Origin of the sequence: Salipiger sp. (assembly GCF_048261495.1) — a bacterium.
GTDB lineage: Bacteria > Pseudomonadota > Alphaproteobacteria > Rhodobacterales > Rhodobacteraceae > Salipiger.
The window spans coordinates 45,503-63,733 of sequence record NZ_JBLXFX010000018.1 but is presented as its reverse complement, the minus strand read 5'-3'; the positions used below and the strand labels follow the sequence as shown (position 1 = coordinate 63,733).

The window sequence follows — 18,231 nt, the reverse complement described above, 5'->3', positions numbered from 1 at the left end:
TCGAAACCGAAGACGGCAGAGGCCGCGACTTCTCCGCAATGCTCCCCAGATTCGAAAAACGCCGACGGTGAAAAGGGACCGGCGCCGCCCGGCAAGGGCGGTGCCCCGGCTAGTGCGGGTGCAGCACCGCGCCGCCGCAGGCGGAGATGATCTGCCCGGTCACGTAGCCAGACAGGTCCGTGGCGAGGAATTCCAGCACGTTCGCCATGTCCTCGACCTGGCCGAAGCGGCGCAGCGCGATCGCCTCCAGCTGCGCCCCGGTACCGATGCCCATGGCGGGGTCGAGCCGCTTCAGCCGGGCGGTTTCCACGATGCCCGGCGCGATGGCGTTGACGCGGATGCCGTGGGGGCCGAGCTCGGCCGCGAGCGTGCGGGTCAGGTAGGCCACCGCGGCCTTGGCGGCGCCGTAGATCGCGAGATTGCCGCCTTCGAGCAGCGAGATCCCTGTCTGGGACGAGATGTTGACGATCGCCCCCGAACCCTGCCGCTTCATCACCGGCGCGACGGCGGCACAGCAGAGCTGCGCGGTCTTGAGGTTCGCCGCGATCAGGTAGTCGAAGGCCTCGGGCGTGGTGTCGCTGGGCAGGGTCCCGCTGTTGCGCGCGACCGCCACCCCGGCATTGTTCACAAGCACGTCGACGCGTCCGAAGGCGTCCACCGCGGCATCGACCAGCGCCTGTGCCGCCTCCGGGCGGCTGAGGTTGCCCTCGAACCCGATGGCGCGGCGCCCCAGCGCCTCGACCTCGGCCATGACCGACTCGGCGGTCAGATCCTCGCCGATGCGGGCGGCCCCGGCGAGGTTGAGGTCGGCGATGGCCACATCCGCGCCGAGCCGGGCGAGGCGCAGCGCGTAGGCGCGGCCGATCCCGCGCGCGGCGCCGGTGACGATGGCGGCCTTGCCCGCCAGCGGCAGGGCGCTCAACTGGCGGCCAGGACTGCGCCGCCATCGGCGCAGATCACCTGTCCCGTCACGTATTGCGACAGATCGCGGGCGAGGAATTCGACCACGCCGGCGCAATCCTCGACCCGTCCCAGCCGGCGCAGCGGCAGGGAGTCGGCCTGCGAATTGGTGCCGAGCCCGCGCGCCGCGGCCTGTGCCGCCACCCGCGCGGTCATGATGATCCCGGGCGAGATCGCGTTGACCCGGATGCCGTGCGGGCCGAGTTCGGCCGCCAGCGCGCGGGTCAGCACCGTGACCCCGGCCTTGGCCGCGCCGTAGACGCCCAGCGGGCCGCCGGGCAGGGTCGACACGCCGGTCTGCGAGGTGACGTTGATGATGCTGCCGCTGCCCTGCGCGGTCATGATCGGGGCGACGGCCTGACAGCACAGCAGGCAGGAGCGCAGGTTGGCGTCCATCAGCAGGTCGTAGTCGGCCTGGCTGGTCTGCGTGGTCAGGGGGCCGCTGTCGCGCGCGATGGCGCCCCCGGCGTTGTTGACGAGGATGTCGACGCGTCCGAAAGCCTCGGTCGCCTGAGCGAACAGCGCCGTGACCGCCTCGGGCTTCGACAAGTCGCCCTGCACGCCGATGGCGCGGCGGCCCATGGCCTCGACCTCTTCGGGAACGGAGGCGGCGGTCAGATCCTCGCCCCAGTCGGCGGCGCCGGAAAGGTTGAGGTCGGCCACCACGATGTCGGCGCCGAGCTCTGCCAGCCGCAGCGCATAGGCACGGCCGAGGCCGCGCGCGGCGCCGGTGACGACGGCGACCTGGCCCTGCAGGGGCAGGGGGGAATGCGCGCCGGTCATGCGTGGAACCTCACCGCGACGTCGAGCGGCGCGCGCCCGGTGCGGGCGGCATTGGCGGCGACGGTCTCGTCCTCGTAGCCGAAGGAGATGCCCAGCAGCAGGCGGTTGTCGGCGCTGACGCCGAGATGTTCGCGGATGATCGAGGGATAGAGGCTGAGCGCCCCCTGCGCGCAGTTCGACACCCCGCGCGACACCATGGCCAGCATCAGCGTCTGTGTGTAGATGCCGAGGTCGACCGCCTCGCGTTCCTCGAAGGCGCCCGGCATGAAGATGAACACCGCATGCGGCGCGCCGAAGAATTCGAGGTTGCGCCGATAGGCCCAGTCGCGGCGCGGCCGGTCGTGCCGGTCGATGCCCATGGCGCCGTAAAGCTGCACCGCCGCGTCGATCTGGCGTTCGCGGTAGACGCCTTCGAAGCCCCGGTCGGCGCGGAAATCCGGGTCCGGCGCGATGCCGTCCTGCGAGGCCGCGACCATCGCCTGCCCGAGACGGACAAGGGCCTCGCCCGAGACCACGTGCGAGATCCAGGGCTGGACGTTGCAGTTCGACGGCGCGGCCTGCGCCATCGAGAATATCTCGCGGATCGTCGCGTCCGGCACCGGGTCGGGCCGGTAGCCCCGTACCGAGCGGCGCCTTGCCAGGGCTTCGTCCAGGCTCATCATCGGATCGTCTCCTCTCATGCCGTCCTCCGCGCGATCTGCATGCCCCGCATGGCATAGGCCCGGGCCAGCCGGTGGCCGACGCGGGCGCTGTCGGGCAGGGTGGAATTGCCCAGTTCTCCGCGCACCGCGACACCGGCGCTGCCGACCGCGGCGCGGAACATGGCAAAGACCCGGTGGAAATCCGTCATGCGCTCGGTGCTGCCCGCCGCGGCGTAGTAGCTTTCGAGATAGGGCGCCTCGTCCGGGATGCCGAGCCCGCCGAGGTCCAGCCCCAGCAGCCCGCCGTTTTCGTCCGGGGCCATGTGCCAGGCCTGGGTGTTGAAGGCGACATCCACCAGCGGATGCCCCAGCGTCGACAGCTCCCAGTCGAGCACGCCGATGACGCGCGGTTCGGTCGGGTGGAACATCATGTTCCCGATGCGGAAATCGCCGTGGCAGAGCGACAGAAGCTCGCTGTCCGGGATGCGCGCGTCCAGCCAGGCGATCATCGCGTCAAGGTCGGGGTTGTCGCCGTCGCCCTTGCGGTACTGCTGCCAGAGCTGCGACCAGCGGCTGATCTGGCGACTGAAGTAGTTGCCGGGGCGCCCGTAGTCGCCCAGCCCCGCCGCGGCGAAATCGAGGCGGTGGATGCGCGCCATCGTCTCGCACATGGAGGCGTACATCGCGGCGCGTTCCGGCGCGGTCACGCCGGGCGCGGCGTATTCGGTGAACACCCGCCCGTCGAGCCGCTCCATCAGGTAGAAGGGCGTGCCGAGCAGGCCCTCATCCTCGTGGTAGTGATAAAGCTCCGGCACCGGCACGTCGGATTGCGCCAGCGCCGTCATCACCCGGTATTCGCGGTCGATGGCATGGGCGGATTTCGCCAGCCGGCCCTGCGGCTTCTTGCGCAGCACGGCGCGCCAGTCGCCCGCCTCGACGAAGTAGGTCGGGTTCGACATGCCGCCGTCGGTGGCGCGCAGGGACAGCTCGGGCACCGGGCGGCCGAGAAAACCGGCCAGGAACCCGCGCAGCGCCTCGGGGTCGAAATCGGTGCCCTGCGGGGCGCTCGCGACCCCGGCGCTCATGCCGCACCGCGCCCGAAACCGAAGAGCTTGTGGGCGATGCGGCGCTTCTGCACCTCTTCCGAGCCCTCGGTGATCTTGTAGCGGCGGTGATGGCGGTAGATGTGTTCGAACGGCTTGTGCCGGGAATAGCCGAGCCCGCCGTGCACCTGCATGGCGAAATCCGCCGCGCGGCAGACGAGGTTGTTGCCCATGTAGTTGCAGATCGACACCTCGTCGGTGATCTCTGCCGGGGCCATGCGGTCCATCTTCCAGGCGGTGCGGAAGATGTAGTTGCGCACCATCTCGCATTCGGCGTGAAGCTCGGCCAGCGGGAACTGGATCGCCTGCCGCGTGGCGAGGGATTCGCCGAACAGCTCGCGTTCCTTGGCATAGTTGACCGCCTCGGAAATGCAGTAGCGCGCGGCGCCGGTGCTGCCCGCCGCCTGCCGGATGCGGTTCTCGTGGATGAACATCATCGCGATTTCCAGGCCGCGCCCCTCTTCGTGCAGGATGGCGCTGTCGGGCACCCGGCAATCGACCAGGTCCACGTCGGCGTGGTCGGTCGGCATGTTGAAGGTCCAGAGGTTGCGCACCCAGTTGTGGCCGGGCGCGTCGGTCGGCACGATGAAGGCGGTGATGCCCCGGCTTTCGCCGTCCTTGCCGCTGGTGCGCGCGAAGACGAGGTTGGAATGCGCCCGACCGACCTGCGAATTCCAGCGCTTCTTGCCGTTGATGACCCAATGATCGCCGTCGCGCACCGCCCGGGTTTCGAGCCAGGTCGCGTCCGAGCCATGCCCCGGTTCGGTCAGCGCGAAGCTGAGGTGCTTGGTGCCGGTGATGATGCCCTCGATGAAGCTCTTCTGCTCCTCGGTGCCGTAGCGCGCGATGGCGGGCACGATGGGAAAGTTGCCGACGACCGAGTTCTCGTCCTGCAGGTCGTTGTGCAGGCCCAGCCCCTTGCCCGCGAGATGCTCGCGCACCACCGCGTTCATCAGGTTGCCCGCCGCCTGTCCGCCGCAGCTTTCCGGCAGGCAGAGACGCAGGAACCCGGCGGCATCGGCGCGGCGCTCCATCTCGGTCAGCACCGCGCGCCAGTCCTCCGACGGCGCACCGTCGTTTTCCCAGTCGGTGCGGGCATATTCCCGGCGGTGGTCGAAGAACCGGATGTTCTCCGCCTCCAGCGGCTTGATCTCGGTTTCGATGAAAGCGTCCAGTTCGGCCAGCTTGTCGGTGATGTTCTTTGGCAGATCGAAGTCCACGCAATCCCCTCCCTTGAGATCGTCGGGCGCCGGGGCGGGGTGCCCCGGCGCGAATGTCAGGCCTCGGCCGTCACGTCGGAATGCCGGGCGGCCTGGTCCTTGAGCACGAATTTCTGGATCTTGCCGGAGGCGGTGCGCGGCATGGTGTCGATCACCTCCAGCGCCTCGGGCCAGTATTGCTTGGCCACGCCCTTTTCCTTCATCCAGGCGCAGAGCGTTTCCATGGTGAAGGGCGCGTCGTCCTTGAGCGTGAGGAACGCGCAGCCGCGTTCGCCCATGCGGGCATCCGGGTAGCCGACGATCGCCGCATCCGCCACGCGCGGATGGCTGTAGAGCACCGCCTCCACCTCGACCACGGGGACGTTCTCGCCGCCGCGGATGATGATGTCCTTGGACCGCCCGTCGATGCGGATGTAGCCGTCGGCATTCATGTAGGCCAGATCGCCGGTGTCGAACCAGCCTTCCGGGCCGCGCCCGTCCAGCCCCGGCTTCTTGTAATAGCCGAGGAACTGCTGCGCCCCGCGGAAGTAGAGCCGCCCGGTCTCGCCCACCGGCATCGGGTTCAGATCCTCGTCCGCGATCAGCAGCTCGACCCCCTCGACCGCGCGGCCGTCGGTGGAGGCGGAATGCAGGTGCGCCTTTTCCGGCTCCGTCAGGCTGCCCGAGAGCGCCTCGGTCATGCCCCAGAGCGACGAGGCGCCGAGGCCCAGCATGGAGCGGGCGTTCTCGATCACCACCGGCGGGATCTGCGCGCCGCCGCAGAGGAAGGTGCGCAGCGCCGGTTTCTCGGCGCCTTCGGACACCACCCGGCACATGTCGGCCAGGAAGGGCGTCGCGCCCGGCATGTGGGTGGCGCCCTCGCGCACCATGATCGCGACCGCGGCCTTGGGTTCCCAGACGTCCATCATCACCAGCGTGCCGCCGAAATAGAGCGCCTGCACCATCGCCGCCGCATAACCCGTCATGTGGCCGAACGGGGTGCAGCCGAACACCACCTCGTCATCCCCGAGCCCGAAGCGTTTGCCGAGCGCGGTGACGCAGGCGGTCAGGGTGTTGAAACAGTGCATCACCCCCTTGGGTTCGCCCGTGGTGCCGGAGGTGTACATCAGCACCGCCATCTCGTCGGTCGCGACCGGGGTGCCCTCGGCGGCGGAGACCGGCGCGGCGCCGGAGTTCATCACCAGTTCGCCAAAGTCGCGGCTGTCGCCGCCGACCTCGATGACATGCTGCAGGTGCGGCAGGTCGGCCCGAAGCCCGTCCAGCATCGGCCCGAAGGCGAAGCCGCGGAAGCTGTGCGGGATGAGAATGGCCTTGGCCTCGGCAAAGCCCAGCATGAAGCGCAGCTCGCGCTCGCGGAAGATGTGCATGAGCGGGTTCGGCACCGCGCCGATGCGCCCGAGGGCGAGCGAGGCGACGACGAATTCCCACCAGTTGGGCAGCATCACGCCGACGACGTCGCCGGGGCCGATGCCCATGGCGCGGAACGATCCCGCCGCCTGCGCCACCGCATCGCCCAGCTCGGCGTAGGTCAGCGTGTGAAACGGCGCGTCATAACCCGCGTCCTGGCGATAGGCGACGACGGCCTTGCGCTCCGGATGTTTCGCGATGGCGGCCTCCAGCAGATCGTCGAGCGTCTTGTCCTGCCACCAGCCCGCATCGCGCATTGCCTGCTTGTGGGCGACCAGATCAAACCCTTCAGACATCCCCGTTCCTCCCTGAGCCGGAGTCCGCGCGGTTCCTCTTCGCGCGTCCTCCCAAATTAAGTAATCTAGGTTACTATACAAAGGCACATCATATTGTGCCCTGTCAAGCGCCCCGTCGGTTTTCCGGGGCCCGGCGGTGTCAGTAGACGAACTTGCCCGCCGGATGGGTGGCCGAGATCCCGCCGTCCACCGGCAGCAGCTGGCCGTCCATGTAGGCCGCGTCATCCGAGGCGAGGAAGGCGGCAACCCCTGCCATATCCTCGACATATCCGGGCCGCTGCATCGGCGTCAGCTTGCCCATGCGGTCCTCCTTGCCATTGGCGCGGGCCCAGTCGAACATCGGCTTGGTGAGGCCGGTCTCGGTCAGGCCGGGCAGGATGGCGTTGACCCGGACATTGGTGCCCGCAAAGGCGCAGGCGGCGGTCATGGTGAGGTGATTCACCCCGGCCTTGGCGGCGCCGTAGGCCTCGGTCCCGCCGCGCGCCCGCAGGCTCCCGGTCGAGGAATTGAGGATGATCGACCCGCCGCCGTTGGCCGCCATGTAGCTGCCCGCGAGCTTGCAGGCGACAAAGGCGGTGATGACGTTGTCGCGGAACATGCCCTCCCATTGCGCCACCGTCTGCTCGGCAAAGGGTTTGACGGAATCGGTGTTCCCGGCATTGGCAAAGAACACCTCCAGCCCGCCGTGTTCCGCGACCATGCGGTCGATGGCGCCCTGGATGCCGGCCTCGTCGCCCGCATCGGCGACGTGGGTCAGGCAGGTGCCGCCCGCCGCGCGCACCTCGGCGGCGGTTTCTTCCAGCGGCGCCTCGCGGCGTCCGACGACCATGACGATGGCGCCCTCTTCGGCAAAACGCAGCGCGCTGGCGCGGCCCATGCCGCTGCCGCCGCCGGTGATGATGGCCCTGCGGCCCTGAAGTCGTTTCATGCATCCTCCCCCGATGCGCCGGCCCTCCTGCCGTTGCATCTTCCCGTTGCAATCCTTGGAGGGCATTGTACGGTAAGCTTGATGAAAGTAAACTAGCGTTCTACATTGGGGGAGGAATTCTCATGGCCGGCGCACTCGATCATATCGGTATCTTCGTGGCCGATCTCGACACCGCGATCCCGTTCTACCGCAGCCTGATCGGACAGGGCGACCCGGTCCTGCGCGAGGTGCCCGAGCTGGGCCTGCGGCTGGCCTTCTTCACCAATCAGGGCGGGCTGGCGATCGAACTGGTCGAATCCTCGGGCAAGTCCGAGATGCGCCCCGGCGACGTGGTGGTCGCGCTCGAGGTCGACGACCTCGAGGCCGAGATCGCCCGACTTCGGGACGAGGGCATCAGGGCCTACCACCAGAAACCGACCGAGAACCTGCCGCTGCACCGTGGCTGGATCACCAAGGGCGACGGCCACGGCACGATCATCGAGCTTTGCCCGAAGGGGGATGTCGCCCGCTTCGTCGCGGGCGAAGCGGGCTGAGGCAGGTTCCGGCGCAGCCTCAGATCTTGCGGCTGCGCCCCTCCCAGAACGGATCGCGCAGCACGTTCTTCTGCACCTTGCCGGCCGGGCCGACCGGAAGCGGCTCGTCGCGGAAGGTGATCGACTTGGGGCATTTGTAGCCGCCGATCCGGGTGCGGCAATGGGCGATCAGATCCTCGGCCGAGGCGCTGTGACCGGGGCGCGGCACGACGATGCCGTGCACCTCCTCGCCCCAGGCCTCGGAGGGAATGCCGATCACCGCGGCCTGCATCACCGCCGGATGGCTGTAGAGCGCGCGCTCGACCTCGATGGAATAGACGTTCTCGCCGCCGGTCACGATCATGTCCTTGACCCGGTCGGCCACGTAGACATAGCCGTCCGCGTCCATGTGCCCGGCATCGCCCGAGAACATCCAGCCGTCGCGCAGCGCCTTCGCCGTCTCCTCGGGTTTGCCGAGATATTCCTTCATCAGGTAGTCCGAGCGCATGATGATCTCGCCCGCCTCGCCGCGCGGCCGTTCGGCGCCGGTCTCGGGATCGACGATGCGGATCTCGACCCCCGGTGCCGGCTGGCCGCCCGCGCCGATGCGATGCGCGGTCGGGCCGTCGAACACGTGGTCCCGCCAGCGCAGCATCGAGGCGAAACCGCCGGTCTCGGTCATGCCGTAGATCTGGTAGAAGCGCCATCCCGGCAGCTTCTTCGAGGCCTCCTCCATCAGTTCGCGCGGCATGGGCGATCCGCCGTAGACCAGCGTGCGCAGGCTCGACAGATCGTAGCGCGCGAAATCGGGGTGGTTCAGCATCATGGTGATCATCGTCGGCACCATCACCGCGTTGGTCACCTTGTGTTCGGTGATCGCCCGCATCATCGGCACCGGCTCGAACTTGGGCAGCACGACATGGGTGCCCCCGGTCAGCGTGATGTAGAGCGCGGCGCTGGAGGCGGAGAAGTGGAAGAACCCGCCGACATAGGCAAAGCTCAGATCCTCGATGTCGGGCAACATGCAGAGATAGGCCAGCGTGGCCGAACACAGCGCCTGGTGGGTAAAGGCGACGCCCTTGGGATCGCCCGTGGTGCCGCCGGTGTAGAACACCGCGTACATGTCCTCGCCGCCGCGTCCCGCATCCTCGGCCGGGGCGGTGTCGGCGATCAGCGCCTCGTAGGACAACATGCCCTCGGGCACCGCGCCTTCGCCCATGTAGATCATCGCCCGCAGCGGAAACTCCGCCGCGAGCTTGCGCGCCTGCTCGACGAAATCGGTGCCGACGAACAGCATGCGGGCATTGCAGTCGCGCAGGGCATAGGCGTTCTCGGCCTCGGACCAGCGCACGTTCATCGGGGCGAAACAACCGCCCGCGTGGGGGATGGCATAGAACAGCTCGACGTATCGGTCGTTGTTCATCGACAGCACCGCCACGAAATCCCCGGCTTCGAGACCGAGCCCGCGCAGCGCGCCGGACAGCCGCGCGACACGGTCCGCCACCTGCGTCCAGCTGCGGCTGCGGTCCTCGAACACCGTCGCAGTGCCCTGCGGGTTCGCGGTCACGGCCTGTCGGACGAATTGGGTAATCTGCATCGGTCTCCTCCCCCTTGGCGTTCCACGGCTTGCAGCAGTCCGTGAAAGATGGTTAGCTACAGTATAGTAATAACGTACATAATAAAGGAAGCGGAATCGTGACTGGCCCATTGTCCGATGTGAAGATCGTGGAACTGGCAGGGCAGGGGCCCGCGCCCTTTGCCGGCGCGTTGCTGGCCGATTTCGGCGCCGACGTGGTGATCGTCGACCGCCCGCCCGAGGGCGGCTGGCAGCCCGAGGTGCCGCGCCCCTTCGACTTCTACAACCGCAACAAGCGGTCTGTCGCGCTCGATCTCAAGTCCGAAGCGGGGCGCGCGACGGCACGGGCGCTGATCGCCGGGGCCGATATCCTGATCGAGGGCTACCGCCCCGGGGTCGCCGAACGGCTGGGTCTCGGCCCCGAGGAGTGCCTGGCGCTGAACCCGGCGCTGATCTACGGCCGGATGACCGGCTGGGGGCAGGACGGGCCGATGGCGCAGGAGGCCGGGCACGACATCAACTATCTCGCCATGACCGGCGCGCTGCATGCCATCGGGCAGGCCGACGCGCCGCCGCCGCCGCCGCTGAACCTGGTGGCGGACCTGGGCGGGGGCGGCATGTTCCTCGTCACGGGGCTGCTGGTGGCGCTGCACCATGCCCGCGCCACGGGGCAGGGGCAGGTGGTGGATTGCGCCATGCTCGACGGGGTGTCGCAGCTCATGTCCGCCTTCCACGCCTTCCGCCAGCAGGGCAGCTGGACCACCAACCGTCAGGACAACATCGTCGACGGCGGCGCGCCCTTCTTCGGCACCTATGCCACGCGGGACGGCAAGTATGTCTCGGTCGGCGCGATGGAGCCGAAGTTCTACGCCAACCTGCTCGCCGGGCTGGGGCTGGATGCGGCCGAACTTCCCGACCGCGACGTGCGCGCCAACTGGCCCGCCCTGCGCGCCCGCTTTGCCGAGGTCTTTGCCACCCGCACCCGCGACGAATGGGAGGTGCACATGGCCGGGCGGGACGCCTGTTTCTCGCCGGTGCTCGACATGGACGAGGCCCGCGCCCATCCGCAGATGCAGGCCCGCGGCACCTTTGCCGAAATGGCCGGGCTGACCTGGCCCGCCCCGGCACCGCGCCTGTCGCGGACCCCGGGCAGCCTGCGCAACCCCGCGCCCGAACCCGGGGCGGACAGCGCCGCGGTCCTCGCCGACTGGGGCGTGACGGAGGCGGCGCGATGATCTTCGACGACGATCAGGCCGCCATCCGCGAGGCCGCCGACCGCTTTGCCCGCGACGTGCTCGCTCCCGGCTACCAGGCGCGGGAGAAGGTGCCGCTCGACCGCGATCTCGTGCGCGAACTGGGCACGATGGGCTTTCTCGGCACCGATCTGCCCGAGGCCTACGGCGGGCTCGGGGCCGATGCGATCATGACCGGCATCGTCGCCGAGGCGCTGGCCTACGGCGATTTCAACATCGCGGCGATCCCGGTGAACGTCTCGCTGAACGCCGCAGTGCTGCTGCAGCACGCCACGCCCGAGATCGCGCAGGAATGGGTGCCGCAGATGATCGCGGGCGAAAAGATCATGGCGATCTGCCTGACCGAACCGCGCGGCGGCTCGGATGCGGCGCGGCTGGAACTGCGGGCGCGGAAGGTCGGGGGCGACTACGTGCTGACCGGGGAAAAGACCTCGATCAGTTTCGTCGATAGTGCCGACATCTTCCTTGTCTTCGCCCGCACCGGCCCCGACGAGGGCGCGCGCGGCGTCTCGGCCTTCTTCATCCCCGAAGGCACGCCGGGCATCGAACGGCTGGTCTTCGACGATTTCGGTCACAAGGTCGTCGGGCGCGGGTCGCTGTTCTTTGACGACGTGGTGATTCCCGAACGCTACCGGCTGGGACCGGAGGGCAGCGGCTTTACCCAGGTGATGCACGGATTCGACTATTCCCGCGCCCTGATCGCGCTGGAATGCGTCGGGGCGGCGCGCGCCTCGCTCGACGAGGCCTGGGCCTACGTGAAGGAGCGTCAGGCCTTCGGGCGGCCCATCGGCCAGTTCCAGGGCGTGAGCTTTCCGCTCTCCGAGGGCGAATCGATGATGGAGGCGATCCGCCAGCTGGCCTACCACACGCTGCAGCTTCGCGAGGCGGGGATGCCCCATACCTCCGAAGCGGCCATGTGCAAGTGGATGGGGCCGAAATTCGCCGCCGAGGTGATCCACAACTGCCTGCTGTCCTTCGGGCATTACGGCTGGTCCATGGACAGCCCGCACCAGCAGCGCATGCGCGACGTGATGGGGCTGCAGATCGGCGACGGTACGGCGGGGGTGATGAAGCAGATCATCGCCCGGCAGAAGATCGGCCGCGCGGCGGTGCCCTACTGAGCCGCGGGGGCGCGCGAAAATCATCCAGCAAAAAATACGGTAGCGTATTTAAATCTTGGCAGATGCGATAAGATAAGCTAGCGTATTTTAATCTGGGGTAAATGTCCGAGGCGCCGATACCGCGCAGCCCGGCCGGTCCCGGTCGCGGCGAGTGGAAACGCCGCAGCTCATAGGGAGGAGCGATCACATGACTCTACGTTGGACCAAATCGGCCATCTCGGCCCTCGCGCTGGCCGTGGCCTCGGCCCTGCCGGCACAGGCGGACGTGACCATCGGCTATCTCGCCGCGCTTTCCGGCGCGCAGGCGGACATGACCGGCGAAGCCTCGCTGCATGCGGTGCGCATGGCGATCGAGGATTTCGGCGGCGAGGTGAACGGCGAAAAGATCGAGGTGCTGGTCGCCGACCACCTCGGCAAGCCGGATGTCGGTCTCGGAACCGCGCGCGAATGGGTCGACGAAAAGAACGTCAACCTGATGTTCAACGTCGATAACTCGGCGGTGGCGCTGGCCGTCAGCGACCTGATCCGCGACAAGAACGTGACGATGATGATGGGCGCCTCGAACGTCAAGCTCATCAACGAAAGCTGCGGGCCGCACCAGTCGATGATGCTGCTGGACACCTCGGCGCTGGCGCGCGCGGTCACCCTGCCGCAGGTCGAGGCGGGCGGCGACAAGTGGTTCTTCATCACTGTCGACTATTCGCTGGGCCACGATCTTCAGGCGCAGGCCACCAAGGCCATCGAAGGCGCGGGCGGGCAGGTTGTCGGATCGGTCATCCATTCGCCGCAGACCACGGATTTCTCGTCCTTCCTGCTGGAGGCGATGAACAGCGGCGCAAGCAACATCGGCATGGCGACCTTCGGCGCCTGGCAGAACACCATCTCCAAGCAGGCGCAGGAATTCGGCGTCACGGCGAGCCTGTCGCCGTTCTACCTGGCGATCACCGACATCCATTCCGCCGGGCTCGACACGTTGCAGAACGTCACCGGGACGATCCAGTTCTACTGGGACCAGAACGACGACACCCGCGCCTTTGCCACCCGGTTCCAGGAGGGCTACAGCCGTCCGCCGACCTTTACCAACGCCTATGCCTATGAATTCACGACGCATTACCTGAACGCGGTGAAGGCGACCGGCGGCACCGATGCGGATGCGATCCAGACCTGGCTGCAGGACAACCCGATGCCGCTCATCAACGGGGCGACGGCGACGATCCGTCCCGACGGCTACACCCTGCGCGACGTCTATTCCTACCGGACCAAGACCCCTGCCGAAAGCAGCGGCGACTGGGATTTCCTCGAAATCACCGGCACCGTGGCGGCCGACCAGATCGCGCCCTCGCTCGAGGACAGCGCCTGCCCGCTGGTGACCGGCGGCTGACGAGACCTCGCGGACGCGGGGGGCGAGCTTCAGGCGCTCCCCCGTCCGGACACCCGCGCGCGAACCCGCGCGCCGCAACATCAGGACCGGGAGGGGAAACGGTTGGCGGATACGGCTCTCGAAGTGCGGGGCATCACCAGGAGTTTCGGCGCGTTCAAGGCCGTGGACGGAGTCGACCTGGATGTGGCCACGGGCGAAATACACGCCCTGATCGGGCCCAACGGGGCCGGCAAGACCACCTGTTTCAACCTGCTGACCGGCAACCTGCCGCTGTCCTCGGGTACGATACGGCTCAACGGGGAAACCATCTCGGGCCTGCCGATGGACCGCATCGCCCGCAAGGGGCTGGTGCGTTCCTACCAGATCTCCTCGATCTTTCCCGATTTCACCGTGCTCAACAACGTCCGCTTCGCCCTGCAGCAGGAGCGGCGCAGCAACTTCGATTTCTGGCGCTCTGAACGGCGTCTCGACCGGCTGAACGAGCGCGCGGCGGCGCTGCTCGAGGATCTCGGCCTGTCGGACTGGGCCGGGACCCGCGCGGGCGATCTGCCCTACGGGCGCAAGCGGGCGCTGGAAATCGCCACGACCCTGGCACTCGACCCCAAGGTGCTGCTGCTCGACGAGCCGACCAGCGGCATGGGGCGCGAGGATATCGGCCGCGTCACCGACCTGATCCGCAAGGTCGCCGTCGGACGAACCGTGCTTATGGTGGAACATAACCTGCCGGTGGTCTCTGGGCTTTGCGACCGGGTCACGGTGCTGGCGCGGGGGCAGGTGATCTCTCGCGGGACCTATGACGAGGTGGCGGCCGACCCGCTTGTCGTCGAAGCCTACCTGGGGACCGCCCATGCTTGAGATCGCACGCCTGAACGCCTGGTACGGCGAAAGCCACGTCCTGCACGGCATCGACATGTCGGTGCCCGAGGGCAAGGTCGTCTCGCTTCTCGGCCGCAACGGCGCGGGCAAGACCACGACGATGCGCGCCATCATGGGCCTGATGGACCGGACCGAGGGCAGCATCGCCCTGCGCGGCGACAACCTGCTGAAACTGCGCCCCGACCAGATCGCCCGGCGCGGCATCGCGCTCTGCCCCGAGGACCGGGGGATCTTTCCCTCGCTCACGGTGAGCGAGAACCTGTTCCTGCCGCCGGTCATCGCCAGCGGCGGCATGACGACCGAACATCTCTACACGCTCTTTCCCAACATCAAGGAACGCGGATCGAGCCGGGGCACGCAGCTTTCGGGGGGCGAGCAGCAGATGCTGGCCATCGCCCGCATCCTGCGCACCGGCGCGCGGGTGCTGCTGCTGGACGAGCCGACCGAGGGTCTCGCCCCGGTCATCGTGCAGCAGATCGCCCGCACCATCGCCGAGATCAAGGAGCTGGGCTACACCATCCTGCTGGTCGAGCAGAACGCGCATTTCGTCGAGGGCCTCGCCGACGTGCATTACCTGATCGAGAACGGCGCCATCGTCGACCGGATGGAGGCGGCGGAATTCGCCGCCAACATCGACCGCGTCGACCGGCTGCTGGGGGTCTGAGGGAACGCCATGCTGTTTGATTTCAACATCAACCTGCTGATCGGCCAGATGGTGCTGGGGCTGGTGAACGGGGTGTTCTACGCCATCCTGTCGCTGGGCCTCGCCATCATCTTCGGCCTGCTCGGGGTCATCAACTTCGCCCACGGCGTGTTCTTCATGCTGGGCGCCTTCGTCGCCTACATGCTGGGCGAGACGCTGGGCATCGGCTACTGGGGCGCGCTGGTGCTGGCGCCGCTCATCATCGGCGCGCTGGGGCTGCTGGTCGAGGTGGCGCTGATCCGCCATCTCTACAAGCTCGATCACCTCTACGGGCTGCTGCTGACGCTGGGCCTCGCGCTGTTCGCCGAGGGCTTCATCCGCATCGTCTTCGGTCCGCAGGGCCTGCCCTACTCCATTCCGCCCAGCCTGCGCGGTGCGGTCAACCTCGGCTTCATGGTGATGCCGCTCTATCGGGTCTGGGTGGTCGCGGCGGGTGTCGTGCTCTGCCTCGTCACCTGGGCGGTGATCGAGCGCACGCCGCTCGGCGCCAAGCTGCGTGCCGCCACCGACAATCCGAAACTGGTGCAGGCCTTCGGGATCAACGTGCCGGTGATGCTGACCCTGACCTACGGCGCCGGCGTCGCGCTGGCCGCCTTCGGCGGGGTCATGGCGGCGCCGATCATGTCGGTCGATCCGGCCATGGGCACCAACATCGTCATCGTGGTCTTTGCGGTGGTGGTGATCGGGGGCATGGGCTCGATCCTCGGCTCCATCGTCACCGGCCTCGGGCTGGGCCTGCTCGAAGGGCTGACCAAGGCGGTCTTCCCCGAGGCCTCCTCCACCGTCATCTTCGTCGCGATGGTGGTGGTGCTGATCCTGCGTCCGCGCGGGCTGTTCGGGAAGATGGCATGAACGGCGCGGACATCGAACGTCACATCAAGGGAGCAAGGCGCGTGGCCGATCAAGGCAAGTTCGCAATCCTCGGATTCACCCCGGCACGGACGATCCTGTTCCTGGTCTTTGCCGCCGTCGTGGTGCTGTCGCCGATGGTGCTCTACCCGATCTTCCTGATGAAGATCTACTGCTTCATCATCTTCGCCTGCGCCTACAACCTTCTGCTCGGCTACACCGGGCTGATGAGCTTCGGCCACGCGGCGTTCTTCGGCATGGGGGCCTATCTCTGCGGCCATGCGGCGACGCAATGGGGCCTGCCGTTCGAACTCGCGGTGCTGGCGGGGACGCTGTTCGCCGGGGCGCTCGGGGCGGTGTTCGGCTGGATCGCGATCCGCCGGCAGGGGCTCTATTTCGCGATGATCACGCTGGCGCTGGCACAGATGGTCTATTTCATCGCGCTGAAGGCACCCTTCACCGGCGGCGAGGACGGCATCCAGTCGGTGCCGCGCGGCACCCTGCTGGGCATCGTCGATCTGGGCAACGACACGGCGCTCTACTGGATGATGTCGGTCATCGTGCTGGGAGTGCTGGTGCTCTACAACCGGATCGTGCATTCGCCCTTCGGGCAGGTGCTGCGCGCCATCGGCAACAATGCCGAGCGGGCTAAGTCGCTGGGCTACGACGTGGACCGCTTCAAGCTGGTGTCCTTCACCCTTTCCGCCGCGCTGTCGGGCTTCGCGGCCTCGCTGAAGACGGTGATCTTCGGCATCGCCACCCTGACCGACGTCTCCGTCACCGCCACGACCGAGGTGGTGCTGATCACCCTCGTCGGCGGCATCGGCACGATCTTCGGGCCGGTGGCCGGGGCCTACCTCGTGCTGGCGCTGGAGCATTTCCTCGCACCCTACGGGCCCTGGGTGCTGCTGATCCAGGGGGTGGTCTTCGTGGCCTTCGTGCTGGTGTTCCGCCAGGGGCTGATCGGCGGGTTGCAGAGGCTCTGGAAGGAGCACCTGTAAGCCGGCAACGCCCCGCGCGGAGCAAAGCCCGAAGGGCGCCGCGCGGGCGCCTGCCCGTCCCTGCGGGTCGGCGCGTTTGTGACGTTTTCAGGGACCTCGGGGCGATGCAGTCGATGGCACCATGACGCGTGCCGTTCAGCCGTCGCAGCGCCACCCCACGGGCAGGCGCCCGCGCGGCTCGGCACGACCTGGCGCCGGGGGGGCGGAGAATGCCCCCCGTTGCCGACCTCTCAGCGTCCCCGGAACACCGGCTTGCGCCGTTCGGCAAAGCTTGTCAGCCCTTCCCAGGCATCGTCCGTCGCGGCCAGCTTGGCCAGCGCCTGGGCCTCGTTCTCGAGCTGGGTCTCGAAGGCCTCGGTGCGGGCGCTCATCATGGTGCGCTTGATCTCGCCATAGGCCAGCGTCGGCCCCGCCGCGAGCTTGCGCGCCAGCTTTTCCGACGCGGCCGAAAGCGCCTCCGCCGGGGTCACGAAATCCACCAGCCCCGCCGCCTCGGCCTGCGCCGCGTCCAGCGATTCCGACAACAGCAGGAACCGCTTGGCCCGCGACAGCCCCATCCGGTTCGACAGCGACACGGTCGAGCCGGAATCGGCACAGAACCCGATCATCGAAAACGCCGCGTTGAATTTGACCGTCTCGGCGGCAAAGACCACGTCCGCCATCGCCACGAGCGACACCGCCCCGCCGGCAACGTCGCCGTGAACCTCGCAGATCACCGGCGCGTTCATGCGCTGCATCCGCCCGATGGCCATGTGCAGATCCGAGGTCCAGCCGATCACCTTGGCCGGAAGCCCCTCGCGGTCGGTGACGAAGCTGCGGATGTCGCCGCCGACCGAGAACAGCCGCCCCTCGGCCCGGATCAGCACCGCGCGCACGTCGGAGCGGGTGGCGAAGGCGACCGAGATCGCGTTCATGTCGCGGCAGAACGGCCCGTCTATCGGATTGCCGCGCTTGTCCTCCGTCAGCGTCACGACGGCAAGCCCGTCGTCGATGCGGCATGTCAGCGTGTCCAGTGCGATCTCGTCCATCCTGCGTCCTCCCGGGGTTCCGAAGCTCTTGCCAATGTTGTACATATGCGTACGATTAGCAAGAGCACGATATACGGCAGCCGCCGGATTTTGCCCGCGCCCCGGATGGCGGCGGGAAGGGGAGGGACCATGACAGACCTTGCAGAGCGCCCCGGCGCGCAGGATGCACCCCCCGAGGGGTTCACGCAACTGACCGGCCGGACCGCGATCGAATCCCACATCGGCCCGTTCTACGAACGCCGCCTCGAGGACGGCGCATGGCAGCTCGGCTTCCGGGTGACGACGGCCAAGCTCAACGGGATGGGAAATTGTCACGGCGGGGTGCTGGCGACCTTTGCCGACATCCAGGGCGCGGCGCTGAAAAAGACCATCGGGCTCAGGGTGAAAAGCCCGACGGTGTCGCTGTCGCTGGACTACGTGGCGCCGGCACCGGAGGGTGCCTGGGTGCAGAGCACGCCCGAAGTGGTGCGCGAGACCGGGCGGCTGCTGTTCTTCCAGGCGCTCGTCACCGCCGACGGCACGCCCTGCCTGCGGGCAAGCGGGATCTACAAGCTGGAGCGCGATTAGCGACCGGCGGCAGGGTCGGGCTGCCG

Annotated in this window: 18 protein-coding genes; 9 read left to right on the top strand and 9 right to left on the bottom strand. The window is 68.0% G+C overall.

Going from position 1 to position 18,231, the window contains the following annotated elements:
* Positions 1–109: 109 nt before the first annotated feature.
* The 7 genes from ACN0RJ_RS21945 to ACN0RJ_RS21915 form a co-directional block, all read right to left on the bottom strand.
* Positions 110–922: an SDR family NAD(P)-dependent oxidoreductase gene (locus ACN0RJ_RS21945; RefSeq protein ID WP_417725664.1), complete on the bottom strand. Its 813-nt coding sequence runs from the start codon at positions 920–922 to the stop codon at positions 110–112.
* Entirely contained in the window at positions 919–1,743 is an 825-nt protein-coding gene (locus ACN0RJ_RS21940; protein ID WP_417722472.1) for an SDR family NAD(P)-dependent oxidoreductase, read from the bottom strand. Before ACN0RJ_RS21940 ends, ACN0RJ_RS21945 begins: the two co-directional genes overlap by 4 nt.
* Complete coding sequence (locus ACN0RJ_RS21935; protein ID WP_417725663.1) at positions 1,740–2,423, bottom strand: nitroreductase; 684 nt, start codon at positions 2,421–2,423, stop codon at positions 1,740–1,742. The genes ACN0RJ_RS21940 and ACN0RJ_RS21935 overlap by 4 nt, the downstream gene beginning before the upstream one ends.
* Entirely contained in the window at positions 2,420–3,469 is a 1,050-nt protein-coding gene (locus tag ACN0RJ_RS21930; RefSeq protein WP_417725662.1) for a phosphotransferase family protein, read from the bottom strand. Before ACN0RJ_RS21930 ends, ACN0RJ_RS21935 begins: the two co-directional genes overlap by 4 nt.
* Positions 3,466–4,707, bottom strand: a complete 1,242-nt coding sequence (locus tag ACN0RJ_RS21925) for an acyl-CoA dehydrogenase family protein (protein WP_417722475.1) — start codon at positions 4,705–4,707, stop codon at positions 3,466–3,468. The genes ACN0RJ_RS21930 and ACN0RJ_RS21925 overlap by 4 nt, the downstream gene beginning before the upstream one ends.
* Before the next feature lie 56 nt (positions 4,708–4,763).
* Positions 4,764–6,410 carry an AMP-binding protein gene (locus tag ACN0RJ_RS21920; RefSeq protein ID WP_417725661.1) on the bottom strand — a complete coding sequence of 549 codons (1,647 nt, stop codon included), beginning with the start codon at positions 6,408–6,410 and terminating at the stop codon, positions 4,764–4,766.
* A gap of 139 nt (positions 6,411–6,549) precedes the next feature.
* The gene (locus tag ACN0RJ_RS21915) at positions 6,550–7,338 is read right to left on the bottom strand and encodes an SDR family NAD(P)-dependent oxidoreductase (protein WP_417722477.1); all 789 of its coding nucleotides are present in this window, start codon (positions 7,336–7,338) and stop codon (positions 6,550–6,552) included.
* A 122-nt stretch (positions 7,339–7,460) separates the two neighbouring features.
* On the opposite strand from ACN0RJ_RS21915, the gene ACN0RJ_RS21910 reads away from it, so the two are divergent.
* Positions 7,461–7,871, top strand: coding sequence for a VOC family protein (locus ACN0RJ_RS21910; RefSeq protein WP_417722478.1), 411 nt, complete (start codon positions 7,461–7,463; stop codon positions 7,869–7,871).
* Positions 7,872–7,890: 19 nt separating this feature from the next.
* On the opposite strand, the gene ACN0RJ_RS21905 is transcribed toward ACN0RJ_RS21910, so the two are convergent.
* The gene (locus ACN0RJ_RS21905; protein ID WP_417725660.1) at positions 7,891–9,447 is read right to left on the bottom strand and encodes a long-chain-fatty-acid--CoA ligase; all 1,557 of its coding nucleotides are present in this window, start codon (positions 9,445–9,447) and stop codon (positions 7,891–7,893) included.
* A 98-nt stretch (positions 9,448–9,545) separates the two neighbouring features.
* Here ACN0RJ_RS21905 and ACN0RJ_RS21900 point away from each other — a divergent pair, with 98 nt between their 5' ends.
* From ACN0RJ_RS21900 to ACN0RJ_RS21870, 7 genes are all read left to right on the top strand, one after another.
* The gene (locus tag ACN0RJ_RS21900) at positions 9,546–10,661 is read left to right on the top strand and encodes a CaiB/BaiF CoA transferase family protein (protein ID WP_417722480.1); all 1,116 of its coding nucleotides are present in this window, start codon (positions 9,546–9,548) and stop codon (positions 10,659–10,661) included.
* A complete protein-coding gene (locus ACN0RJ_RS21895) occupies positions 10,658–11,800 on the top strand; it encodes an acyl-CoA dehydrogenase family protein (protein WP_417722481.1) in 1,143 nt (380 codons plus the stop codon). The genes ACN0RJ_RS21900 and ACN0RJ_RS21895 overlap by 4 nt, the downstream gene beginning before the upstream one ends.
* Before the next feature lie 187 nt (positions 11,801–11,987).
* On the top strand, positions 11,988–13,181 hold the full coding sequence (locus ACN0RJ_RS21890) for an ABC transporter substrate-binding protein (protein WP_417722482.1): 1,194 nt from the start codon (positions 11,988–11,990) through the stop codon (positions 13,179–13,181).
* A 102-nt stretch (positions 13,182–13,283) separates the two neighbouring features.
* Complete coding sequence (locus ACN0RJ_RS21885; protein ID WP_417722483.1) at positions 13,284–14,036, top strand: ABC transporter ATP-binding protein; 753 nt, start codon at positions 13,284–13,286, stop codon at positions 14,034–14,036.
* Entirely contained in the window at positions 14,029–14,721 is a 693-nt protein-coding gene (locus ACN0RJ_RS21880) for an ABC transporter ATP-binding protein (RefSeq protein WP_417722484.1), read from the top strand. The genes ACN0RJ_RS21885 and ACN0RJ_RS21880 overlap by 8 nt, the downstream gene beginning before the upstream one ends.
* A 9-nt stretch (positions 14,722–14,730) precedes the next feature.
* Positions 14,731–15,612 (top strand): branched-chain amino acid ABC transporter permease, encoded by an 882-nt coding sequence (locus tag ACN0RJ_RS21875; RefSeq protein WP_417722485.1) that lies wholly within the window; start codon positions 14,731–14,733, stop codon positions 15,610–15,612.
* Positions 15,609–16,610: a branched-chain amino acid ABC transporter permease gene (locus tag ACN0RJ_RS21870; RefSeq protein ID WP_417725659.1), complete on the top strand. Its 1,002-nt coding sequence runs from the start codon at positions 15,609–15,611 to the stop codon at positions 16,608–16,610. The genes ACN0RJ_RS21875 and ACN0RJ_RS21870 overlap by 4 nt, the downstream gene beginning before the upstream one ends.
* A gap of 230 nt (positions 16,611–16,840) precedes the next feature.
* Here ACN0RJ_RS21870 and ACN0RJ_RS21865 read toward each other — a convergent pair whose 3' ends face one another.
* The gene (locus ACN0RJ_RS21865) at positions 16,841–17,638 is read right to left on the bottom strand and encodes an enoyl-CoA hydratase/isomerase family protein (RefSeq protein WP_417722487.1); all 798 of its coding nucleotides are present in this window, start codon (positions 17,636–17,638) and stop codon (positions 16,841–16,843) included.
* A 129-nt stretch (positions 17,639–17,767) separates the two neighbouring features.
* Here ACN0RJ_RS21865 and ACN0RJ_RS21860 point away from each other — a divergent pair, with 129 nt between their 5' ends.
* Positions 17,768–18,205, top strand: coding sequence for a PaaI family thioesterase (locus ACN0RJ_RS21860; RefSeq protein ID WP_417722488.1), 438 nt, complete (start codon positions 17,768–17,770; stop codon positions 18,203–18,205).
* Positions 18,206–18,231: the final 26 nt, after the last annotated feature.

What these genes read in the sequence shown, in the direction of transcription:
- ACN0RJ_RS21940 (WP_417722472.1), bottom strand. Translation starts at nt 1,743, where the DNA reads ATGACCGGCGCGCATTCCCCCCTGCCCCTGCAGGGCCAGGTCGCCGTC.
- ACN0RJ_RS21935 (WP_417725663.1), bottom strand. Translation starts at nt 2,423, where the DNA reads ATGAGAGGAGACGATCCGATGATGAGCCTGGACGAAGCCCTGGCAAGG.
- ACN0RJ_RS21930 (WP_417725662.1), bottom strand. Translation starts at nt 3,469, where the DNA reads ATGAGCGCCGGGGTCGCGAGCGCCCCGCAGGGCACCGATTTCGACCCC.
- ACN0RJ_RS21920 (WP_417725661.1), bottom strand. Translation starts at nt 6,410, where the DNA reads ATGTCTGAAGGGTTTGATCTGGTCGCCCACAAGCAGGCAATGCGCGAT.
- ACN0RJ_RS21915 (WP_417722477.1), bottom strand. Translation starts at nt 7,338, where the DNA reads ATGAAACGACTTCAGGGCCGCAGGGCCATCATCACCGGCGGCGGCAGC.
- ACN0RJ_RS21910 (WP_417722478.1), top strand. Translation starts at nt 7,461, where the DNA reads ATGGCCGGCGCACTCGATCATATCGGTATCTTCGTGGCCGATCTCGAC.
- ACN0RJ_RS21905 (WP_417725660.1), bottom strand. Translation starts at nt 9,447, where the DNA reads ATGCAGATTACCCAATTCGTCCGACAGGCCGTGACCGCGAACCCGCAG.
- ACN0RJ_RS21895 (WP_417722481.1), top strand. Translation starts at nt 10,658, where the DNA reads ATGATCTTCGACGACGATCAGGCCGCCATCCGCGAGGCCGCCGACCGC.
- ACN0RJ_RS21890 (WP_417722482.1), top strand. Translation starts at nt 11,988, where the DNA reads ATGACTCTACGTTGGACCAAATCGGCCATCTCGGCCCTCGCGCTGGCC.
- ACN0RJ_RS21880 (WP_417722484.1), top strand. Translation starts at nt 14,029, where the DNA reads ATGCTTGAGATCGCACGCCTGAACGCCTGGTACGGCGAAAGCCACGTC.
- ACN0RJ_RS21875 (WP_417722485.1), top strand. Translation starts at nt 14,731, where the DNA reads ATGCTGTTTGATTTCAACATCAACCTGCTGATCGGCCAGATGGTGCTG.
- ACN0RJ_RS21870 (WP_417725659.1), top strand. Translation starts at nt 15,609, where the DNA reads ATGAACGGCGCGGACATCGAACGTCACATCAAGGGAGCAAGGCGCGTG.
- ACN0RJ_RS21865 (WP_417722487.1), bottom strand. Translation starts at nt 17,638, where the DNA reads ATGGACGAGATCGCACTGGACACGCTGACATGCCGCATCGACGACGGG.
- ACN0RJ_RS21860 (WP_417722488.1), top strand. Translation starts at nt 17,768, where the DNA reads ATGACAGACCTTGCAGAGCGCCCCGGCGCGCAGGATGCACCCCCCGAG.